The sequence below is a fragment of the Methylobacterium sp. genome, assembly GCF_028290105.1.
In the GTDB taxonomy this organism is placed as follows: Bacteria; Pseudomonadota; Alphaproteobacteria; order Rhizobiales; family Beijerinckiaceae; genus Methylobacterium.
Window position 1 is genome coordinate 1 of sequence record NZ_JAQGKL010000309.1, and the last position, 16992, is coordinate 16992.

A 16992-nucleotide genomic window follows, 5' to 3' on the forward strand; every position below is an offset into this window, starting at 1 on the left:
ATGCAGGCGCAGGGCGCCAAGGGCCGCCGCGAATTCGCCATCGAGATCCGGCCGCCCGAGGACGGTCGGTCCCAGGGTTTCATCCTGATGCCCCTCGGGTTGGCGATCGAGCCCGGCATCTCCTTCAAGCTGGACGAGGCCGTTCTCGGCAAGGGCGCCCCGTTCCTCTCCTGCGGCCAGGAAGGCTGCATCGTGCCGGTGAGCCTGCCGACACTCGCCACCGACACCATGAGGACCGCCAAGAACCTGCTGGTCTCGGCCATGAAGCCCGACGCCAAGGACCCGACGGTGATCACCGTCCCGCTGGCGGGGTTCGGCAACGCGATGACGCGCGCCGCCGCCCTGACGCGATGAGCCTACGGACCAGGCGCGCGTTCGGTACCGCCCCGGCACGCTTGGGTTCGCCCCACGATCGAGCCGGAGCAAACCGGCCGTCAGACACCAGGATGTGAGGAAAAGCGCCATGATCAGACAGATCGCGACCGCCGTGGTCCTTGGGGGATTCCTGCTCGGCCCGGCCTGCGCGCAGGACACGCCGCCCGAGGGACCTCCGCCCGGCGGGCCGACCGGCCCGGAGACGAAGGCCGAGCGCCAGAAGAACAACGCGGCCAAGCTCGCCGGTCTGCTCGCCTTCGTGAAAACCCATTGTGCGGACCTGCGCCCCAACGACGATCGCTTCCGCGGCGTGGTGACCGGCCTCGGGGTCTCCTACGACGACCTGCAATCCGGCGACCTCGACCTGCGCACGCGCGCCTACGCGGAGATCTACGCCAAGGACATCGCGGCCAATTGCACCCGCGCGGCCGAGAATTTCGGACCCGGCGGCCGCACGATCCCGGATCTCGTCGCCAAACGTTAGCGGTTCGGACAAGGCGAGCCATGCCTTTAAGCGCCCGTTAGCCTCGATACGGGAGAGTGCCCGGACAGTGTGGCGTAAGGCGAAAGGTCATCCCGTCGGGTGACGTTTTCGCCCCTCGGGTGTGGCGTATTCTGCGATGGCTCTGCGTGCCGGTCTCGCGACACGACGGCGTCGGCCCTGGGCCGATCTGGTCGCGGCGTCGGCACTCGCCCTGGCCCTGCTCGGCAGCGGGGAAGCACGGGCCGCGCGGCTGACCGCGATCAAGGGGGCCCAGGCCGACCGCTACGGCCGGATCGTTCTCAATTTCGACAGCCCGGTCTCGGTCAAGGCGCGGGTCTCCGGAACCGTGCTGGTCCTCGGCTTCTCCGAAAAATCCGGTGCCGCGCCCGAGCGGATCGCCTCCGAGATGCCGGATTACGTCTCGGTGGTCCGGCGCGATCCCGATGGCCTGGGCCTTCGGCTCGCCTTGCAGCGGCCGTACCGCGTCAACGTCCAGGAAGCGGGCGAGACCGTCTTCATCGATCTCCTGCCACCGGACTGGGCCGGCCTGCCGCCCCCTCTGCCGCCGGATGTGGTGGCGGAGCTATTCCGGCGCACGCGCGCCGCCGAGGCGGCGCTGAAGGCGGCAAAACCCCCGGTGGAGCCGAAATTCCTCCGCCTCGAACTCGCGCAATTGCCGACGCTGACGCGGCTGAGCCTGCGCCTGCCCGCTTCGGCGCAATCCACGTTCGACACGGTCGGCCCCGCGACGCGGGTCACGCTGGCAGGTGCCTGGCGGATCGACGATGTCGCCACGCGTGGCCGCCAGAAACCCGCGATCGAGACTCTGCAGGTCGAGGAGGACGCGGCCGGAGCCCGTCTCCTCGTGACGCCCGCCGCCGGATACGAGATCCGCACCTTTCGCGACGAGGACGGCGTGACGGTCGATGTCGCACGCGTCGCCGAAACGCCCAAGACCGCCGCCGTCGCCGCCGAAGCCGCCGAGCCGGAGGGCAAGAGCGTCGAGGGCAAAACCGTCGACGCCAAATCCGTCGGCGCCAAATCCGGCGACGCCAAGCTGCCTGAGCGCAAGACCGTCGAGGTCCCGGCGCCGGAGACCCGTGCCACCCCGCCGGTCCAGCAGGCGGTTCAGCGCCCGGCCGGACCCGGCCTCGTCTTCCCGTTCCGCCGCATGCCACCCGCCGCCCTGTTCGAGCGGGCGGGCATCGCCCACCTCGTCTTCGAGACCCCCGAGCCGGTGGCCGCCGGCGCCGGCGACCCGATGCTGACACCCCTCTCAGCCCCTGTGCGGAGCGGGCGCGTCGTGACCCTGCGCTTCGCCGTGCCCCGCGACCGCCTGTTCGACCTCGTGCCCGTGGGACCGCCGGAGGCCCCGACGGGCTGGGAACTCGTGGCCGGCGAAAATCTCGCCGCCAGCGAACCCCTGGCGGCGCTGCGCACCACCGATCCGGCGGGCCGCATCGGCGTCAGCGTGCGTCTTCCCAACCCGGGCGCCGCCTCCTGGCTCGACCTCGACGGCGAGCGCATCGGCGTGGTCACGGGCTACGGTCCGAAGCCCGCCGGCATCCCGAAGCGGCAGGTCTTCGTAGATTTCGAACTCCTGACGAGCCGGCAGGGCGTGGCGGTCCTGGCCCAGGCCGACGACCTGCTCGTCCGGCCCGACCTCGACGGCGTGGCGATCGGCCGGGAAGCCGGCATGGCGGTCTCGGGCGTCGCCCGCACGTCCGAAGCGCCGCTCGCGGCTCTGAGCGACCTCGCCGTCGACCGGGGCCCCTGGGAAGCCTCGCAGCGCGGCGACACCCGCGAATTGCTGCGCGAGCAGTTCGCGGCGGCGGCCGACGCGCCGCGCGCCGCGCGGGGCCCCCTTCGGCTGGTGCTCGCGCGCAGCCTGCTCGCGAACCGGCTCTCGATCGAGGCGCTGGGCGTGGTGAAGGCAGCGGCCGGCGACGACCCGGTGCTTGCCGGACAGCGCGATGCGCCGATCCTCACGGCCATCGGCAACGCCCTGATCGGCCGGATCGGGGATGCCCGGGCGGAACTCGCCACCGCCATCCTGAGGAACGACCCGGAGGCCCGCCTGTGGCAGGGCTATCTCGACGCCTCCGAAGGGCGCTGGGCGGCAGCCGACGCGGCGTTTCGCGCCACCGGCGCCATCCTCGAGCGCTATCCCGAAGATCTGCAGGCCCTGCTGCGCACCGCCGCCGCCGAGGCCGCCATCGAGACCGGCGACTGGGACGCCGCGAACCGGCAGATCATCGCCGCCGCCCGCTCCGCCGACCGCCCGACCCAGGAGCGCCTCGCGCTGCTGCGCGCCCGCATCGACGAGGTCACCGGCCAGACGGTCGCGGCCCTCGACGCCTATGAGCGCCTGAGCGAAAGCGGCGAAGCCCCCATCGCCGCCGCGGCCCGCCTGCGGGCCACGGTCCTGGGTCACGCCGCCGGCAAGATCCCCGTGATGGAGGCGATCGAGCGGCTGGAGGTCCTGGCCCTGTCCTGGCACGGGGGCGAGATCGAGCCCCGGGTGATCGCCAACCTCGCCAAGCTCTACGTGGAGGCCGGGCGCTGGCGCCAGGCCCTCGTCATGGCCCGGCGCGCGGATGCCACCGGCGGCGACACGCCCACCGCGCGCGAGGTCCACGACATGGGCCAGGCCCTGTTCGACGATCTCTTTCTCGGCGAGCGCAGCGCCAAGCTGCCCGGAGTCGAGGCGCTGGCCCTCTACTTCGACTTCAAGGATTTCGCCCCCATCGGCCGGCGCGGCGACGAGATCGTCCGGCGCCTCGCCGATCGGCTGGTGGAACTCGACCTCCTCGATTCCGCAGGCGAGTTGCTGCAGCATCAGGTCGATCATCGCCTGAAGGGGGCGAGCCGGGCCAGTGTGGCCGCACGCCTCGCCGCGATCCGCCTCATGGACGAGCAGCCCCTGCGGGCGCTGCAGAGCCTCGATGCCACCTACCTTCCCGAATTGCCCGAGGATCTGCGCCGGGCACGGGCGCTCCTGCGGGCGCGCGCGCTGTCCGATCTCTCGCGCACGGACCTCGCCCTGGAGACGATCGAGGGCGAGACCGGCGCCGACGCGGCCCGTTTGCGCGCCGACATCCTCTGGACCGGGCGGCGCTGGCGCGAGGCCGGCGAGGCGCACGAGGCCCTGGTCGGCGATGCCTGGCGCCGGCGCGCGCCCCTCGACGACGCCGCGCGGACCGACATCCTGCGCACGGCCATCGCCTACGGGCTGGCCGGCGAGACGCTCGGCCTGGAGCGCCTGCGCGCGAAGTTCGCCGGCCCGATGGCCGAGAGCGTGGATGCCCGCACCTTCGCGCTCCTGACCCAGGCAAACGCGGTGCGCAGTCCGGGCTTCCGCGAGATCGCCCAGAAGGCCACCAGCGCCGAGACCCTGCAGGCCTTCCTGTCGGAGTACCGCAAGCGCTACCCTGAGAGTTCCGTCCCGGCGCCGGCCAAGCGGGACGCGGAGACCCGCGCCGAAGCGCAGGGCGGCCCGACGCCTCCCGGCTGAGCCACGATCTGCTCGTTCCGTGGGCAAGCTGCGCTGCGATGAACCAACACCGGAACGGTTTCCGCCTGCGGCTTAAAAGCTTGCGGGAATGCGCAGATTCACGCTGGCTGAACCGCAACAAAACGGGTGCGGCGACGTTCTGAGTCCAATCGCACCCGACATCACGGCGACGTGTTCCGATCGCCGCAGCAGAGGCCCCGTCATGCTCTCGGATTCCCTCGACACGAAGGCCGGCAAGACCCATCTCGACATCTACGACAGCCAGCAGCGCAGCAGCATGGCCTCGCGCTTCGGCGTCTCCGAGGATCGCCTGAAGCGCGCCGTGCGCCTCGTCGGCACCCGGATCTCGACGCTGAAGAGCTACCTCGAGCGCTGAGAGCAGCGCGTTTCAGTAGACCCTAAAGGGCGCTCCGATCGGGCGCCCTTTTTCGTTCCCGCTGCCGGACGCGAAGCTCGAACGCTCCGTCGAGCCGACTCAGGTGCCGTAGCTCTGCACCAGGGAGCCGGCCACCAGCGTCCACCCGTCGACCAGGACGAAGAAGATCAGCTTGAACGGCAGCGCTACCGTGGCGGGCGGCACCATCATCATGCCCACCGCCATCAGGATCGAAGCCACCACGAGGTCGATGATCAGGAACGGGATGAAGAGCAGGAAGCCGATCTCGAAGGCGCGGCGCAGTTCCGAGATCATGAAGGCCGGCGTCAGCACTTCGAGGCCAACCGCCTCCGGCCCAGCCGGGACGGGGGCCTTCGCCATGTCGAGGAAGAGCTTGAGATCCTTCTCGCGCACGTTGCGCAACATGAAAGTCTTGAACGGGGCCGAGGCGCGCTCGAAGGCGACGCTCTGCGTGATCTGGCCGGCGATCAGCGGTTCGATCCCGGTCCGGTAGGCTTCCTTGCCCACCGGCGCCATCACGAAGGCGGTCAGAAACAGGGCGAGGCTGGTGATCACGGCGTTGGGGGGTGCGCTCTGCGTCCCCATCGCGGAGCGCAGGATCGACAGCACGACGATGATCCGCGTGAAGGACGTCGCCATCACCAGCACCGAAGGTGCCAGCGCCAGGACGGTGATCAGCGCGACCAGTTGCAGCGCCCGCTCGGTGGTGCCGCCCGTGCCGAGATCGACCGAAAGGCTCTGCGCCCAAGCCGCCCCGTCGGTCAGGGCCCAACCGATCCCCGACAGGACCGCGAGGCGGACGCGCCGACGCCGCCAAAGCGGCAAGCAGGGTGGGGCTTCGGTCATATCGTTTCCGGGCAATGCAGCGCGGCACCGCCGCGCGCCCCTCATAGCACCGGGACATCGCCGCGCATCCCCACGCGACGGGTCCATCGCCCCGAAGCCTCGCGTCGGGCTCTAGGACTTGCGGTCGAGTGGGCGCCCGAGCAACCGCGCGAACTCCGCCTCGATCTCCTCCACCGAGAAAGGGTTCGGGGCGGCGGCGGGCTTCGGGGCCGGCTTCGGCGTGGGTACGGGCTCCGGTGCGGCGGGCTGAGGCGCCAGGAAGGGCGGAGGCTCGCTCTCGACGGCGGGTGGCAGGTCGACCTGAGGAACGTCGGCGACCGCCGACCGGACGACGGGCTCGGGAGTGAACGCTTCGACGAAAACCGGCTCCGTCGGCACGGGTTCGGCGTCGCGCAGGGCTTTGGCTGGGCGGAGGTCGGCCTCGTCGACGAACAGGGCCTCATCGGTTCCGACTGCCTCGGCCGTCGGAGCCGGAACGGGCTCCTGCGTCGCGGCAGCCATCGCGGCCGCGACCGGATCGACGGGATGCGTCTCGTCGGACGCCGGTGCTGACACGTCGTCGAGCGGTGCCGCTTGAGGTTCGCCCGTGGGGGCGGTGGGACCGATCTCCGGCTCGGCCGCGCTCGGGCCGGGCTCCGGCGCTTGCGGCTCGGCTTGGACGGGAACGGCGGGGCGCACGGCGGCGGACGGCCTGCGCAGGGCTTCCTCCAGCTGACGCGCCATGTCGGACAGGATCGCCGCGTCGATCGCACGCGTGGCCGGAGCCGAGACCACGGAGGCCGGGAGCGGCGCATCCACGAGCGGCGTGGCCGAGGGCTCGGGGGCACGGCCGCGGTCGGTCAGCGCCGCCGGGACGAGATTGACCAGGGAAGGCGGAGCGCGACGGATCACGCGCGCGAAGGGCGATTCCTTGGCCGGCCGCGCTTCGCTCTGCTGCGGCGGTCGGATCTCGTCGCGGGGGGGAAGGTCGAGCGGCGGGGCATCGACGGGGGCTGCCGGCTCGGATGCGACGACGGGCACTTGCGGCGAAGCGGGTGCCGTGAAGCTCGGCTCGAAATAAGCTGCGGCGGGGGCGAGTGCCGGCCCGGAATATTGCGGGATCGGTTCGGGCGGATATTGCACCGGCACCTGCGGGACCGGGTTCGCGGCCGGCGCCGGCTCCGGCGGCTCGTCGTAGGCCGTCTCATCGGTCGGCAGGCGCGCATTGATGCCGCGCGTGATGTTGCGCTCCACCACAACATCGTTCGGGCCGCCGACGAGCAGCAGGTGCTCGACGTTGTCGCGACGCAGGAGGATCAGCTGCCGCTGGCGGTCCAACTCGTAGATGTCGACGATGCCGAGGCGGGGCTGGCGCCCACGCGGCGGCGTCTTGTTCGAGAGCCCCCGACCCTGCCCGGTGAAGCGGCGGAGAAGAAAGACGCCCCCCGCGAGAACCAGGAAGATGACGACGAAGATGATGGCGAACTGGAGGGAGAACGAGCCATCCGAGCTGAATAACGATGACAAGACCGGGGGCTCTCGCTTTTAGGGGCTCGTGGCCCAACGCAACACTTGTGTACCCAATATCATGTCGGGCGGGGTGCGGGGCAACATCGTTAAGACTTCGTTAACAGGTCGTTTGGAGACCGCGATGCGGCGCGCTTTCGGCATGCCGCCGCCTCGTGCGCGCGCACTCCGGACGGGCTCGCGACCCGCGTGGCGCCGGGCTCGGGGCCGGCGTGGAGATGCCCCGCCCGCCAGGCATGGGGGCGGGCGGGGCATGGCCGTGTCCACACGACCGGGCCGATACGCAACGTGGCCTGAGATCATCCTGGCGTGGACGCGGTTAGCGGCACCTCAAAGCCAAGACGTCGAACGGTCTCGAAACGGGACCCGGGCGTACCGCAGGCGCGTTGGCGCAGGACGCATGAACGGAGACCGGACCCGTGGCCCCTAAGGATCAGCAGCCCGACACCCCATCGCACGACGATCACCTGCGCGACGCGGTGGCGCTCGCCCGTGAGAACGCCCGCACGGGTGGCAGGCCCTACGGCGCCGTGATCGTCCGTGACGGAGTGGTCATGGCTCGGTCCGTGAACACGATCACGCGCACCAACGACCCCACCGACCACGCCGAGATGGTGGCGATCCGCGAGGTCAGCCGCGCCTTGGGCAGTCCGAAGCTCGAGGGCTGCATCGTCTACGCCAGCGGGCGTCCCTGTCCGATGTGCCACGCCGCCATGCGCCTGTCCGGCATCAAACAGGCCTACTTCGCCTTCAGCGCCGAGGAGGCGGAGGGCTACGGACTCCTGAGCGCCGGCATCTACGCCGAGCTTTGCCAGCCCCTGTCCGAGCAGCCCATGCGGGTCGTGCATCGCCCCGTCGCGGAGTCCGATCATCCCTATGCGGTGTGGCGTGAGCGCCAGGCAGCAGCCAAGGCAGGACCGACCTCATGACCGTGCCCCGCTCGATGTCCGCACTCGCCGTCGGCCTCCTCGTCGTGGTGGCCGTCATCCTCGCCGTGCTCTGGAGCCGGAACGCGGTGCGCCATCCGAGCGCCGATGCGCGCGGAGACGGCACGACGCCGGCCTGCGCGCCCCTCAACCCGAGTGCGCCTCCGCCTCCGGAATGCCCACAGGCGCAACCGCCGACGCAACGCACCCCCTGAGCCCGGAATGGTCCGACGCCGTTCAGGACCTTAACCCGGTGTTAACCATGGGGGCGGCAGATTTTGCCGGTCCCACCGGGCAGATTCTTCCGGGCGAGGGGAGGGTCCAGCACCATGTCCGTCACCGACCTTCCCATCCTCGGCATGCTGCGCACGCGCATGCAATGGCACCAGACCCGCCAGAAGCTCCTGGCCGAGAACGTCGCCAACGCCGATCTGCCCGGCTTCAAGCCGCGCGACCTCGCCAGTCCCAATCTCGGCAAGCCCGGGGCCGGCCTCGCGCAGCCACTGGGTTCCGCGCCGACGGGTGGCGGCCTTGCCGTGACCAACGCCGCGCATATCAGCTTGGCGGGAGGCCCCGAGGGTCCGGGGGCCAACCCGCGCAAGGTGACGGAATTCGAAATCCGGCCGAGCGGAAACGGCGTCAATCTCGAAGAAGAGATGATGAAGGCCGGCGACAATCAATCGGATTACCAGCTTGCGGCCTCGCTCTACCAGAAGAGCCTCGACGCCCTGAAGATCGCCATCGGAAAGCGCTGAGCCTTTGATGTCGGATAACCGGATGGAGTGCGAGCCGTGGACTTCCTGAAATCCCTGACCACCGCCGCCTCGGGGCTGAAGGCCCAGACGAGCCGGATGCGGATCATCGCGGAGAACATCGCCAACGCGGATTCCGCGCCTCCCAGCCCAGGAGCCGACCCCTACCGGCGCAAGATCCCGACCTTCAGCCAGCAGGTCGACCGCGAGACCGGCGCGTCGCTGATCGAGACGGGCCGGGTCCGCCGCGACACCGCTCCGTTCCGCACGAAGTTCGACCCTGGCAACCCCAACGCCAACGCGAAGGGCGAGGTCGCGATGCCCAACGTCAACGGGCTGATCGAGAACATGGACATGCGCGAGGCCCAGCGCTCCTACGAGGCCAACCTTAACATGGTCACGGCGACCCGCCGGATGATCTCCAGGACCCTCGATATCCTCAAGGCCTGATCGCCGACCGCCCGACTTCGACAGCATGACTTCGACCGCATGACTTCGACCGTATGACTTCGACCGCCCGCCGCCCGAAAGCCCGCCGCCATGACGACCAATGCCTTTGCCGCCGGCGCCTACGCGGCGATCCAGAACATCGGCGCCAAGGGCGCGCCCAAGATCGCGCCGGCCGCCGGCGCCACCGGCACCAACTTCTCCGCACTGCTGTCCTCGACCCTCGAATCGGTCGGTGACGCGGGGCGCCGGGCCGATTCGCAGGCGATGGCGGTGGCGGGCGGCAAGGCCAACGTGGTCGACGTGGTCACGGCGGTGGCCGAGAGCGAGACCGCTCTGCAGACCCTCGTCGCAGTGCGCGACCGCGTGATCTCGGCCTACGAGGAAATCATGCGGATGCAGATCTAGCCCGCTCCGCTCGCCGCCATCCCGGCACCAAACCCTTCAGCCCCCCCGCGAGATGTTTGTTTTCCCATGACCGGTCTCGCCATCATCGACGTCGCCCGCGACGGCATCTTCGTCTTCCTCAAGGTCGCCGGGCCGATCATGCTCGTGGCGCTCGTCGTCGGCCTCGTCGTCTCCCTGGTCCAGGCGCTCACCCAGATCCAGGAGCAGACCCTGATCTACGTGCCCAAGATCGTCGCGGTGTTCGCGACCCTGCTCCTGATGCTGCCCTTCATGGGCGACGCCCTAGGCAGCTACATGACCCGCATCGCCGCCCGCATCGTCTCAGGCGGCTGAAAGCCTGCTATGACGGGCCATGAACGATGACGGGCCATGAACCTGCTCCTGCCGGGCATCGCGGCGGCCTTCCTCCTCACCTTCGCGCGGATCGGCACGCTCGTGATGCTGATGCCGGGCATCGGCGAGCAGCTGGTCTCGCCGCGCCTGCGCCTCGCCTTCGCGCTGCTGCTGACGCTGATCCTGTTCCCGATGGTGCGCCCGCTCCTGCCGACGGACGGGGGCGCCATCGCCGGGCCGGGGCTGATCGCGCTGCTGATCGGCGAATTGCTGGTGGGGCTCGTCCTCGGGCTGACGGTGCGGATGGTGCTGGCGGCACTCCAGACCGCCGGCATGATCATCTCGCAGCAGCTCGGCCTGTCCTACGCCATGACGGTGGATCCGACGCAGGGCGGCCAGCAATCGGCGATCGGCAATTTCCTGGCACTCCTCGGCGTCACCCTCATCGTGGCCACCGACCTGCACCACGTGGCGCTCGATGCGATCGGACGCAGCTACGTGCTTCTGCCCCCGGACGGGGTGCCGGGCATGGGGGAGGCGGCGAGCCTCGCCCTGAAGGCGATCGCGCGCGGCTTCGCCCTCGGGGTGCAGATCTCGGCGCCCTTCATCGCCTTCGGCATCCTGTTCAACGTGGGCCTCGGCGTCCTGGCGCGGCTGATGCCGCAGATGCAGGTCTTCTTCGTCGCGGTGCCGGCCTCGGTCCTCATCGGCATGCTGCTGCTGCTGGGCAGCCTCGGTGTCATGATGGGCGTCTTCCTGGACGATATCGGGCGCTATCTCGCGGATCTCGCAGGGCGCTGAGCCCCATTTCGAAGGCCTGACCCCGTGGCGGACGATTCGGACCCGGAAGACAAGACCGAAGACCCGAGCCCGCGGCGGATCGAGAAGGCCATCGAGCAGGGCAACGTCCCCAACAGCCCCGAGATCAACACCTTCTTCATCCTGGCCGCCTTCACGATGGCCCTATTGCTGGCCTCGGGCAGCATCGCCAAGGACCTCGTGGCGAGCCTGCGCGGCTTCCTGATGAACGCGCATCAGGTTCCGTCCGACCCGGCGGCCTATACGGGGATGGGCATCCGCATGCTGCTCATCTGCGCCCAGGCCCTCGTGGTGCCGGTTGGGCTGGTGGTGGTGGCCGGGCTCGCGGCGGGCCTGGTGCAGCACCCCTTGGTGTTCAGCACCGAGGCGCTCGGCCCGAAATGGGAGCGGGTCTCGCCGATGGCCGGCGCCAAGCGCATCTTCGGCATGGAGGCGCTGTTCCAGTTCCTGAAGGGCCTGGCCAAGCTCGGCATGGTCGGCATCGTCGGCGGAACCATCCTGTGGGGCGAGCGCGACCGGATGGAGGTGTTCGCCCGCCTCGACCCGGCCGCCACCCTGGCGGCGATCCTCGGCCTCGCGCTCAAGCTGATGGCCGGCATGCTCTGCGTCTTCATCGCCATCGCGCTCGGCGACGCCCTGTACCAGCGCTTCCGCTGGCACAAGCGCCTGCGCATGTCGAAGGAGGAGGTCAAGCAGGAGCACAAGGAGAGCGAGGGCAGCCCCGAGGTCAAGGGCCGCATGAAGCAGCTTCGCGCGCAGCGGGTGAAGAAGCGCATGATGGCCGCCGTGCCCACCGCCACCGTGATCGTCACCAACCCGACCCACTACGCGGTCGCCCTGCGCTACGAGGCCGGCATGGCGGCCCCGATCTGTGTCGCCAAGGGCGTCGACAGCCTGGCGCTGAAGATCCGCGCCGTCGCCAAGGACCACGACGTGCCGATCCTGGAGAATCCGCCTCTGGCGCGCGCGCTCCACGCCACCGTGGAGATCGACGCCGAGATCCCGGCGGAGCATTACCGGGCGGTGGCCGAGGTCATCGGCTACGTGATGCGCCTGCGCCGGCGGGCCGCGTGAGGATTCGCGCTTCGGCACGGGAGGCCTTATGCACCTTCTTTCGCGCGATTTTTCGGCAACTTGCACCGCTTGGCGCTTGCCGCCGGCCCGAGCAGGGCGCTAACCGGAACGGCTTCTGGAGTGGATCGACGGCGGATGGTTGAGTTCAGCGGACCGGGAAAGCCCGCGTCGAACGCGATCGATCGGTCCGAGCGGCCCGGGCGCGTGGGCCTGCTCCTCGTCCTGGCGGGGCTCCTCGTCGGCGCGGCGGTCGGCCTGTCGTTCGTGGCCAACGAGCAGGCGCAGCCGCTCATCCTGGGCCTGCTGGCGCTGCTCGCCATGGCGGGCGTGTTCTGCCTCTTCGCGCTCGCCATCGGGGCGATCCAGCTGGCCGGGCAGACGGCGCGCGACGACATCACCAAGGCGATCGTCGACGCCTCGCCCGAAGGGGCGATCGTGGTGGAGGAGGGCGGCCGCCTGATCTACGCCAACGAATCCTACCTGCGCATCGCGGGCGGCGAGACCTTCGCCAGCCTGCGTCCGGTGGAGCGGGTCTTCGTCGGCTCGCCCGAGGTCTCCGAGGCGGTCTACCGCCTGGCGCAGGCGTCGCGCGACGGCCTCGGCCATGCCGAGGAGATCCGCATGGCGCCGCCCCCGGCGGGCGGCAACGACCGCGCCTTCGCGTGGTACCGCATCGCGGTGCGTCCCATCGAGCGGCCGCGCCGCCCCGCCACCCTGTGGTCGGTGAGCGACATCACGCACGAACGCGAGCGCCAGGAGAACGTCTTCCAGGAGCTCCAGCACGCCATCGATTACCTCGACCACGCGCCCGCCGGCTTCCTGTCGATCGATCCGACGGGTTCGATCGTCTACATGAACGCCACGCTGGCGGCTTGGCTCGGCTACGACCTCGCCACCGTCGGCTCCGGCGGCCTGCGCCTCGCCGACATCGCGCCGGGCGCCGACGTGCTCACCGCGTCCGAGGGCATGCCGGGGGAGGTCCGCACCGACCGGTTCGACCTCGACCTGCGCCGCCGCAACGGCCATCCGCTTCCGGCCCGGCTCTATCATCGCGTCGCCTTCGGGCAGGACGGACGGCCCGGCCCCTCGCGTACCTTCGTGCTCAACCGCTCGGCCGGGGCCGAGAGCGACGAGCCGCAGCGGGTCGCGGAGGTGCGCCTCGCGCGCTTCCTCAACAACAGCCCCATCGCCATCGCCACCCTCAACCATGTCGGGCACATCGCCCGGGCCAACGCTTCCTTCGCGCGGCTGTTCGGCGGGTTGCCGCGCCAGGCGCTGCCGGATGGCCGCAACGACCTGCAGAGCGAGCCCACGATGTGGGACTCGATCGCCGAGCGCGACCGCGCCGCCCTGGAAGCGGCACTCGCCAAGGCCGCCGCTGGCCTCGTCGAGGTGGCGCCCATCGAGATCGCGCTGGCCGGCCCGGGCACGCGCTCGGCCCGCGTCTGGCTCAGCCCGGCCGGCGGCGAGGCGGGCAGCGGACGCGACGGGGAGGGCGCCGAGCAGAACGACCGCGAGCGCGTGATCCTCTACGCGCTCGACACCACCGCCCAGCGCCAGCTCGAGCAGCAGGTGGCGCAAGCGCAGAAGATGGATACGGTGGGCCAGCTCGCCGGCGGCATCGCGCACGACTTCAACAACGTCCTGCAGGCGATCATCGGCTACTCGGATTTGCTGCTCGCCAGCCACCGGCCGACCGATCCGGCCTTCCAGGACATTATGCAGATCAAGCAGAACGCCAACCGGGCCGCGAGCCTGGTGCGCCAACTGCTGGCCTTCTCCCGGCGCCAGACCCTGCGCCCGGAGGTGATGAGCGTCGGCGAGGCGCTCTCCGACCTGACCCTGCTGCTGAAGCGCCTGCTCGGCGAGCGGGTCGACCTCGACCTGAAGCACGGGCGCGACATCTGGCCGATCAAGGCCGACGTGAACCAGTTCGAACAGGTCATCGTGAACCTGGCCGTGAACGCCCGCGACGCGATGCCGGAGGGCGGCCGCCTCCTGATCCGCACCGCCAACGTCACCCACGACGCCGTGCCGAGCGAGAACCGCCTCGGCATGCCCCCTGGCGACCACGTTCTGATCGAGGTGCTCGACACGGGCCAGGGCATCCCGCCCGACGTGATGGAGAAGATCTTCGAACCGTTCTTCACCACCAAGGAGATCGGCAAGGGTACGGGGCTCGGCCTCTCGACGGTGTTCGGTATCGTCAAGCAGAGCGGCGGCACCATCGACGTGCGCTCGACGGTGGGCGAGGGCACCGCCTTCCGGATCTACTTTCCGCGCCACGAGCCCGCCGCCGAGCCGGCCCCGGAGCCCGAGGCGGAGCCGGCGTTGCCTGCGCCACGGACTTCCGCCGCCGTCGCGGCGAGCCGCCTCAAGGGCGCCCCGGATCGAGGCAAGCCCGGCGACGACAAGCCCGCGCCGCGCAAGGCCGTGCCGGATCATACCGGCCAGGGCGTGATCCTGCTGGTGGAGGACGAGGACCCGGTGCGCGCCGTCAACAGCCGCGCCCTCTCGGCCCGGGGCTACACGGTGCTGGAAGCCGCCTCGGGCGTGGATGCCCTTCGCATCTTCGGCGAGACCAGCCAGACCATCGATCTCGTCGTGTCCGACGTGGTCATGCCCGAGATGGACGGGCCGACCCTGCTGCGCGAACTGCGCAAGCAATCCCCCGACCTGAAGGTGATCTTCGTCTCGGGCTACGCCGAGGACGCCTTCCGCAAGAACCTGCCCGATGGCGAGGAATTTAATTTCCTGCCCAAGCCCTTCAGCCTGAAGCAGCTCGTGGAGACGGTGAAGGAGATCATCGCGCGCTGACGAGGGCGGGGCCCGGAAATCCGGTGCGACGCACCGGAAATCGGCGTCGCCGCTCGTGTTCGATGAGAACAAAACAGGTACATAATCGGCATCCGGGGCGCATTGAGCCTTGCTCCTCCCCCATGCATAAGGATGACGACGAATGGCCCAGCCCGCGCTGAAAGTTGTGGAATCCCCGATGGTGGACAAGGACAAGGCGAAGGCGATCGACGCCGCGCTGTCGCAGATCGAGCGGGCCTTTGGTAAGGGCTCGATCATGCGCCTGGGCAAGAACGCTCAGGTGGCGGAGGTGGAGGTGATCTCCACCGGTTCGATCGGCCTCGACATCGCGCTCGGCGTCGGCGGCCTGCCGCGCGGCCGCGTCATCGAGATCTACGGCCCGGAATCCTCCGGCAAGACCACGCTTGCCCTGCACACCATCGCCGAAGCCCAGAAGAAGGGCGGCGTTTGCGCCTTCGTCGATGCCGAGCACGCCCTCGATCCGATCTATGCGCGCAAGCTCGGCGTGCAGCTCGACGACCTCCTGATCTCGCAGCCCGATACGGGCGAGCAGGCCCTGGAGATCACCGACACGCTGGTGCGTTCGGGCGCCATCGACGTGCTGGTGGTGGATTCGGTGGCGGCCCTGACGCCGCGCGCCGAGATCGAGGGCGAGATGGGCGACAGCCAGCCCGGTCTCCAGGCACGCCTGATGAGCCAGGCCCTGCGCAAGCTCACGGGCTCGATCTCGCGCTCGAAGTGCATGGTCATCTTCATCAACCAGATCCGCATGAAGATCGGCGTGATGTACGGCTCCCCCGAGACCACGACGGGCGGCAACGCCCAGAAGTTCTACGCCTCGGTGCGCCTCGACATCCGCCGCGTCTCGACCCTGAAGGATCGCGACGAGGCCATCGGCAACCAGGTCCGCGTCAAGGTCGTCAAGAACAAGGTCGCGCCGCCCTTCAAGCAGGTCGAGTTCGACATCATGTTCGGCGAGGGCGTTTCGAAGGTCGGCGAGTTGATCGACCTCGGGGTGAAGGCCGGCATCGTCGAGAAGTCGGGTGCCTGGTTCTCGTATGCGAGCCAGCGCCTCGGCCAGGGCCGCGAGAACTCTAAGGGGTTCCTGCGCGACAACCCGGAGATCGCGGACAAGATCGAAGCCTCGATCCGCCAGAATTCCGGGCTCGTCGCGGAGAAGATCCTCGAGAACGCCAAGCCCACCGCCGACGACCTCGACGAGGGTGAGGCCTGAGGGCAGGTCGCTCCGCCGCACGCCGGTGGAGTGACCGTCTTTCCCATGAGAAAAGCCGCCGGGCGCCGAGCCCGGCGGCTTTTTTGTTGGGCCCAACAGGATGCGTCCTATCCCGGGGGCAGCACGTCGATCTGGATCGAACCATAATAGGCCGCGAGGTTCGCGATCTCGGCGTCGGTCAGCGGCTTGGCCACCACGTTCATGATCTCGTTGCGCCGGGTGCCGTCGCGGTACTCGGTCAGCGCCTTGACGAGGTAGGGCTCGACCTGACCGGCGAGGTTGGGCGCCTCCGGCAGCTTCGAGAGGCCGTCGAGGCCGTGGCAGGTCTGACAGGCGACCGCCGCCTTGCGGCCGGCCTTCGCATCGCCGGCCCAGCCCGGGCCGGAGGCAAGGGACGCCGTCAACAGGGCGGCCGTCCAGATCAGCCGCCCCACCCGCGAGGATGGTCGGCCGAATCGGACTTCACGCGGTGACGAGGACACGTGTTGCATCGGAACTCCGATGTTCGCGGACAGACCGCGGGGGCTGAGCCTCCCGCGGCGAGAGGAAGATGAATCACTTCGCTTCGTAGGAGATCCGATAGATCGCGCCGGCCGTGTCGTCGGCGACGAGGAGCGAGCCGTCGAGCATGACCGCGACGTCCGCCGGCCGGCCGAGATACTCGCCGTCCGCCGTCAGCCAGCCCTCGGCGAAGGGCTTCGGGGTGCCGGCCTTGCCCTCCTTGTCGACGGGCACGAACATGATGCGGGCACCGATGGGCTGGGTGCGGTTCCAGGAACCATGCTCGGCGGTGAAGATCCCGCCGCGGTAGGATTCGGGGAACTGGCGCCCGGTGTAGAAGGTCATACCGAGGTCGGCGGCGTGCGGCGGCAATTCGGCCTGCGGGAAGACCGCCTCCTTAGGCGGCGTCTCGTCCATGTACTCGACGGTCCGGACATGGCCGCCGCCGAACCACGGGAAACCGAAGGTCTCGCCGGCCTTGGCGATGCGGTTGAGCTCGCCGGGCGGCGTGTCGTCACCCATGCCGTCGACCTGGTTGTCGGTGAACCACAGGGCCTTG

At 69.8% G+C, this 16992-nt stretch carries 17 protein-coding genes and 1 pseudogene; 14 read left to right on the top strand and 4 right to left on the bottom strand.

Annotated elements, in window-relative coordinates; all coding sequences use genetic code 11:
- From JWQ05_RS20275 to JWQ05_RS20290, 4 genes are all read left to right on the top strand, one after another.
- The coding region (locus JWQ05_RS20275; RefSeq protein ID WP_299662570.1) for an invasion associated locus B family protein at positions 1-354 on the top strand (354 nt) is incomplete at its 5' end.
- 109 nt (positions 355-463) lie between these two features.
- Complete coding sequence (locus JWQ05_RS20280; protein WP_299662573.1) at positions 464-859, top strand: hypothetical protein; 396 nt, start codon at positions 464-466, stop codon at positions 857-859.
- Between the two features lie 136 nt (positions 860-995).
- Positions 996-4373, top strand: coding sequence for a hypothetical protein (locus JWQ05_RS20285; protein WP_299662576.1), 3378 nt, complete (start codon positions 996-998; stop codon positions 4371-4373).
- A 202-nt stretch (positions 4374-4575) separates the two neighbouring features.
- Positions 4576-4749 (top strand): DUF3606 domain-containing protein, encoded by a 174-nt coding sequence (locus JWQ05_RS20290; protein WP_299662579.1) that lies wholly within the window; start codon positions 4576-4578, stop codon positions 4747-4749.
- Between the two features lie 99 nt (positions 4750-4848).
- On the opposite strand, the gene fliP is transcribed toward JWQ05_RS20290, so the two are convergent.
- Together fliP and JWQ05_RS20300 are read right to left on the bottom strand one after the other, a co-directional pair.
- The gene (fliP, locus tag JWQ05_RS20295; RefSeq protein WP_299662582.1) at positions 4849-5616 is read right to left on the bottom strand and encodes a flagellar type III secretion system pore protein FliP; all 768 of its coding nucleotides are present in this window, start codon (positions 5614-5616) and stop codon (positions 4849-4851) included.
- 111 nt (positions 5617-5727) lie between these two features.
- Positions 5728-7122: a flagellar biosynthetic protein FliO gene (locus tag JWQ05_RS20300; protein WP_299662585.1), complete on the bottom strand. Its 1395-nt coding sequence runs from the start codon at positions 7120-7122 to the stop codon at positions 5728-5730.
- A 419-nt stretch (positions 7123-7541) separates the two neighbouring features.
- Here JWQ05_RS20300 and JWQ05_RS20305 point away from each other — a divergent pair, with 419 nt between their 5' ends.
- The 10 genes from JWQ05_RS20305 to recA all read left to right on the top strand — a co-directional run bounded on the left by JWQ05_RS20305 (position 7542) and on the right by recA (position 15932).
- Positions 7542-8051 carry a nucleoside deaminase gene (locus JWQ05_RS20305; RefSeq protein WP_299662588.1) on the top strand — a complete coding sequence of 170 codons (510 nt, stop codon included), beginning with the start codon at positions 7542-7544 and terminating at the stop codon, positions 8049-8051.
- A complete protein-coding gene (locus JWQ05_RS20310) occupies positions 8048-8263 on the top strand; it encodes a molecular chaperone-like protein (protein WP_299662591.1) in 216 nt (71 codons plus the stop codon). The genes JWQ05_RS20305 and JWQ05_RS20310 overlap by 4 nt, the downstream gene beginning before the upstream one ends.
- 114 nt (positions 8264-8377) lie before the next feature.
- On the top strand, positions 8378-8803 hold the full coding sequence (gene flgB / locus JWQ05_RS20315; protein ID WP_299662594.1) for a flagellar basal body rod protein FlgB: 426 nt from the start codon (positions 8378-8380) through the stop codon (positions 8801-8803).
- Positions 8804-8839: 36 nt separating this feature from the next.
- A complete protein-coding gene (flgC, locus tag JWQ05_RS20320; protein ID WP_299662597.1) occupies positions 8840-9250 on the top strand; it encodes a flagellar basal body rod protein FlgC in 411 nt (136 codons plus the stop codon).
- 90 nt (positions 9251-9340) lie between these two features.
- Positions 9341-9655, top strand: a complete 315-nt coding sequence (gene fliE / locus JWQ05_RS20325; protein WP_299662600.1) for a flagellar hook-basal body complex protein FliE — start codon at positions 9341-9343, stop codon at positions 9653-9655.
- 66 nt (positions 9656-9721) lie between these two features.
- Positions 9722-9988 carry a flagellar biosynthesis protein FliQ gene (gene fliQ / locus JWQ05_RS20330; RefSeq protein ID WP_299662603.1) on the top strand — a complete coding sequence of 89 codons (267 nt, stop codon included), beginning with the start codon at positions 9722-9724 and terminating at the stop codon, positions 9986-9988.
- A gap of 36 nt (positions 9989-10024) precedes the next feature.
- The gene (gene fliR / locus JWQ05_RS20335) at positions 10025-10789 is read left to right on the top strand and encodes a flagellar biosynthetic protein FliR (RefSeq protein ID WP_299662605.1); all 765 of its coding nucleotides are present in this window, start codon (positions 10025-10027) and stop codon (positions 10787-10789) included.
- A gap of 24 nt (positions 10790-10813) precedes the next feature.
- Positions 10814-11881: a flagellar biosynthesis protein FlhB gene (gene flhB / locus JWQ05_RS20340; RefSeq protein ID WP_299662608.1), complete on the top strand. Its 1068-nt coding sequence runs from the start codon at positions 10814-10816 to the stop codon at positions 11879-11881.
- A gap of 135 nt (positions 11882-12016) precedes the next feature.
- Complete coding sequence (gene cckA / locus JWQ05_RS20345; protein WP_299662610.1) at positions 12017-14698, top strand: cell cycle histidine kinase CckA; 2682 nt, start codon at positions 12017-12019, stop codon at positions 14696-14698.
- Positions 14699-14840: 142 nt separating this feature from the next.
- Positions 14841-15932, top strand: coding sequence for a recombinase RecA (recA, locus tag JWQ05_RS20350; protein ID WP_299662613.1), 1092 nt, complete (start codon positions 14841-14843; stop codon positions 15930-15932).
- Positions 15933-16039: 107 nt separating this feature from the next.
- Here the strand turns inward: recA and JWQ05_RS20355 are convergent, their stop codons facing one another.
- The gene (locus JWQ05_RS20355; protein ID WP_299662616.1) at positions 16040-16336 is read right to left on the bottom strand and encodes a cytochrome c; all 297 of its coding nucleotides are present in this window, start codon (positions 16334-16336) and stop codon (positions 16040-16042) included.
- A gap of 151 nt (positions 16337-16487) precedes the next feature.
- Positions 16488-16992 (bottom strand): annotated as a pseudogene (locus tag JWQ05_RS20360) (sorbosone dehydrogenase); the annotation flags it as partial.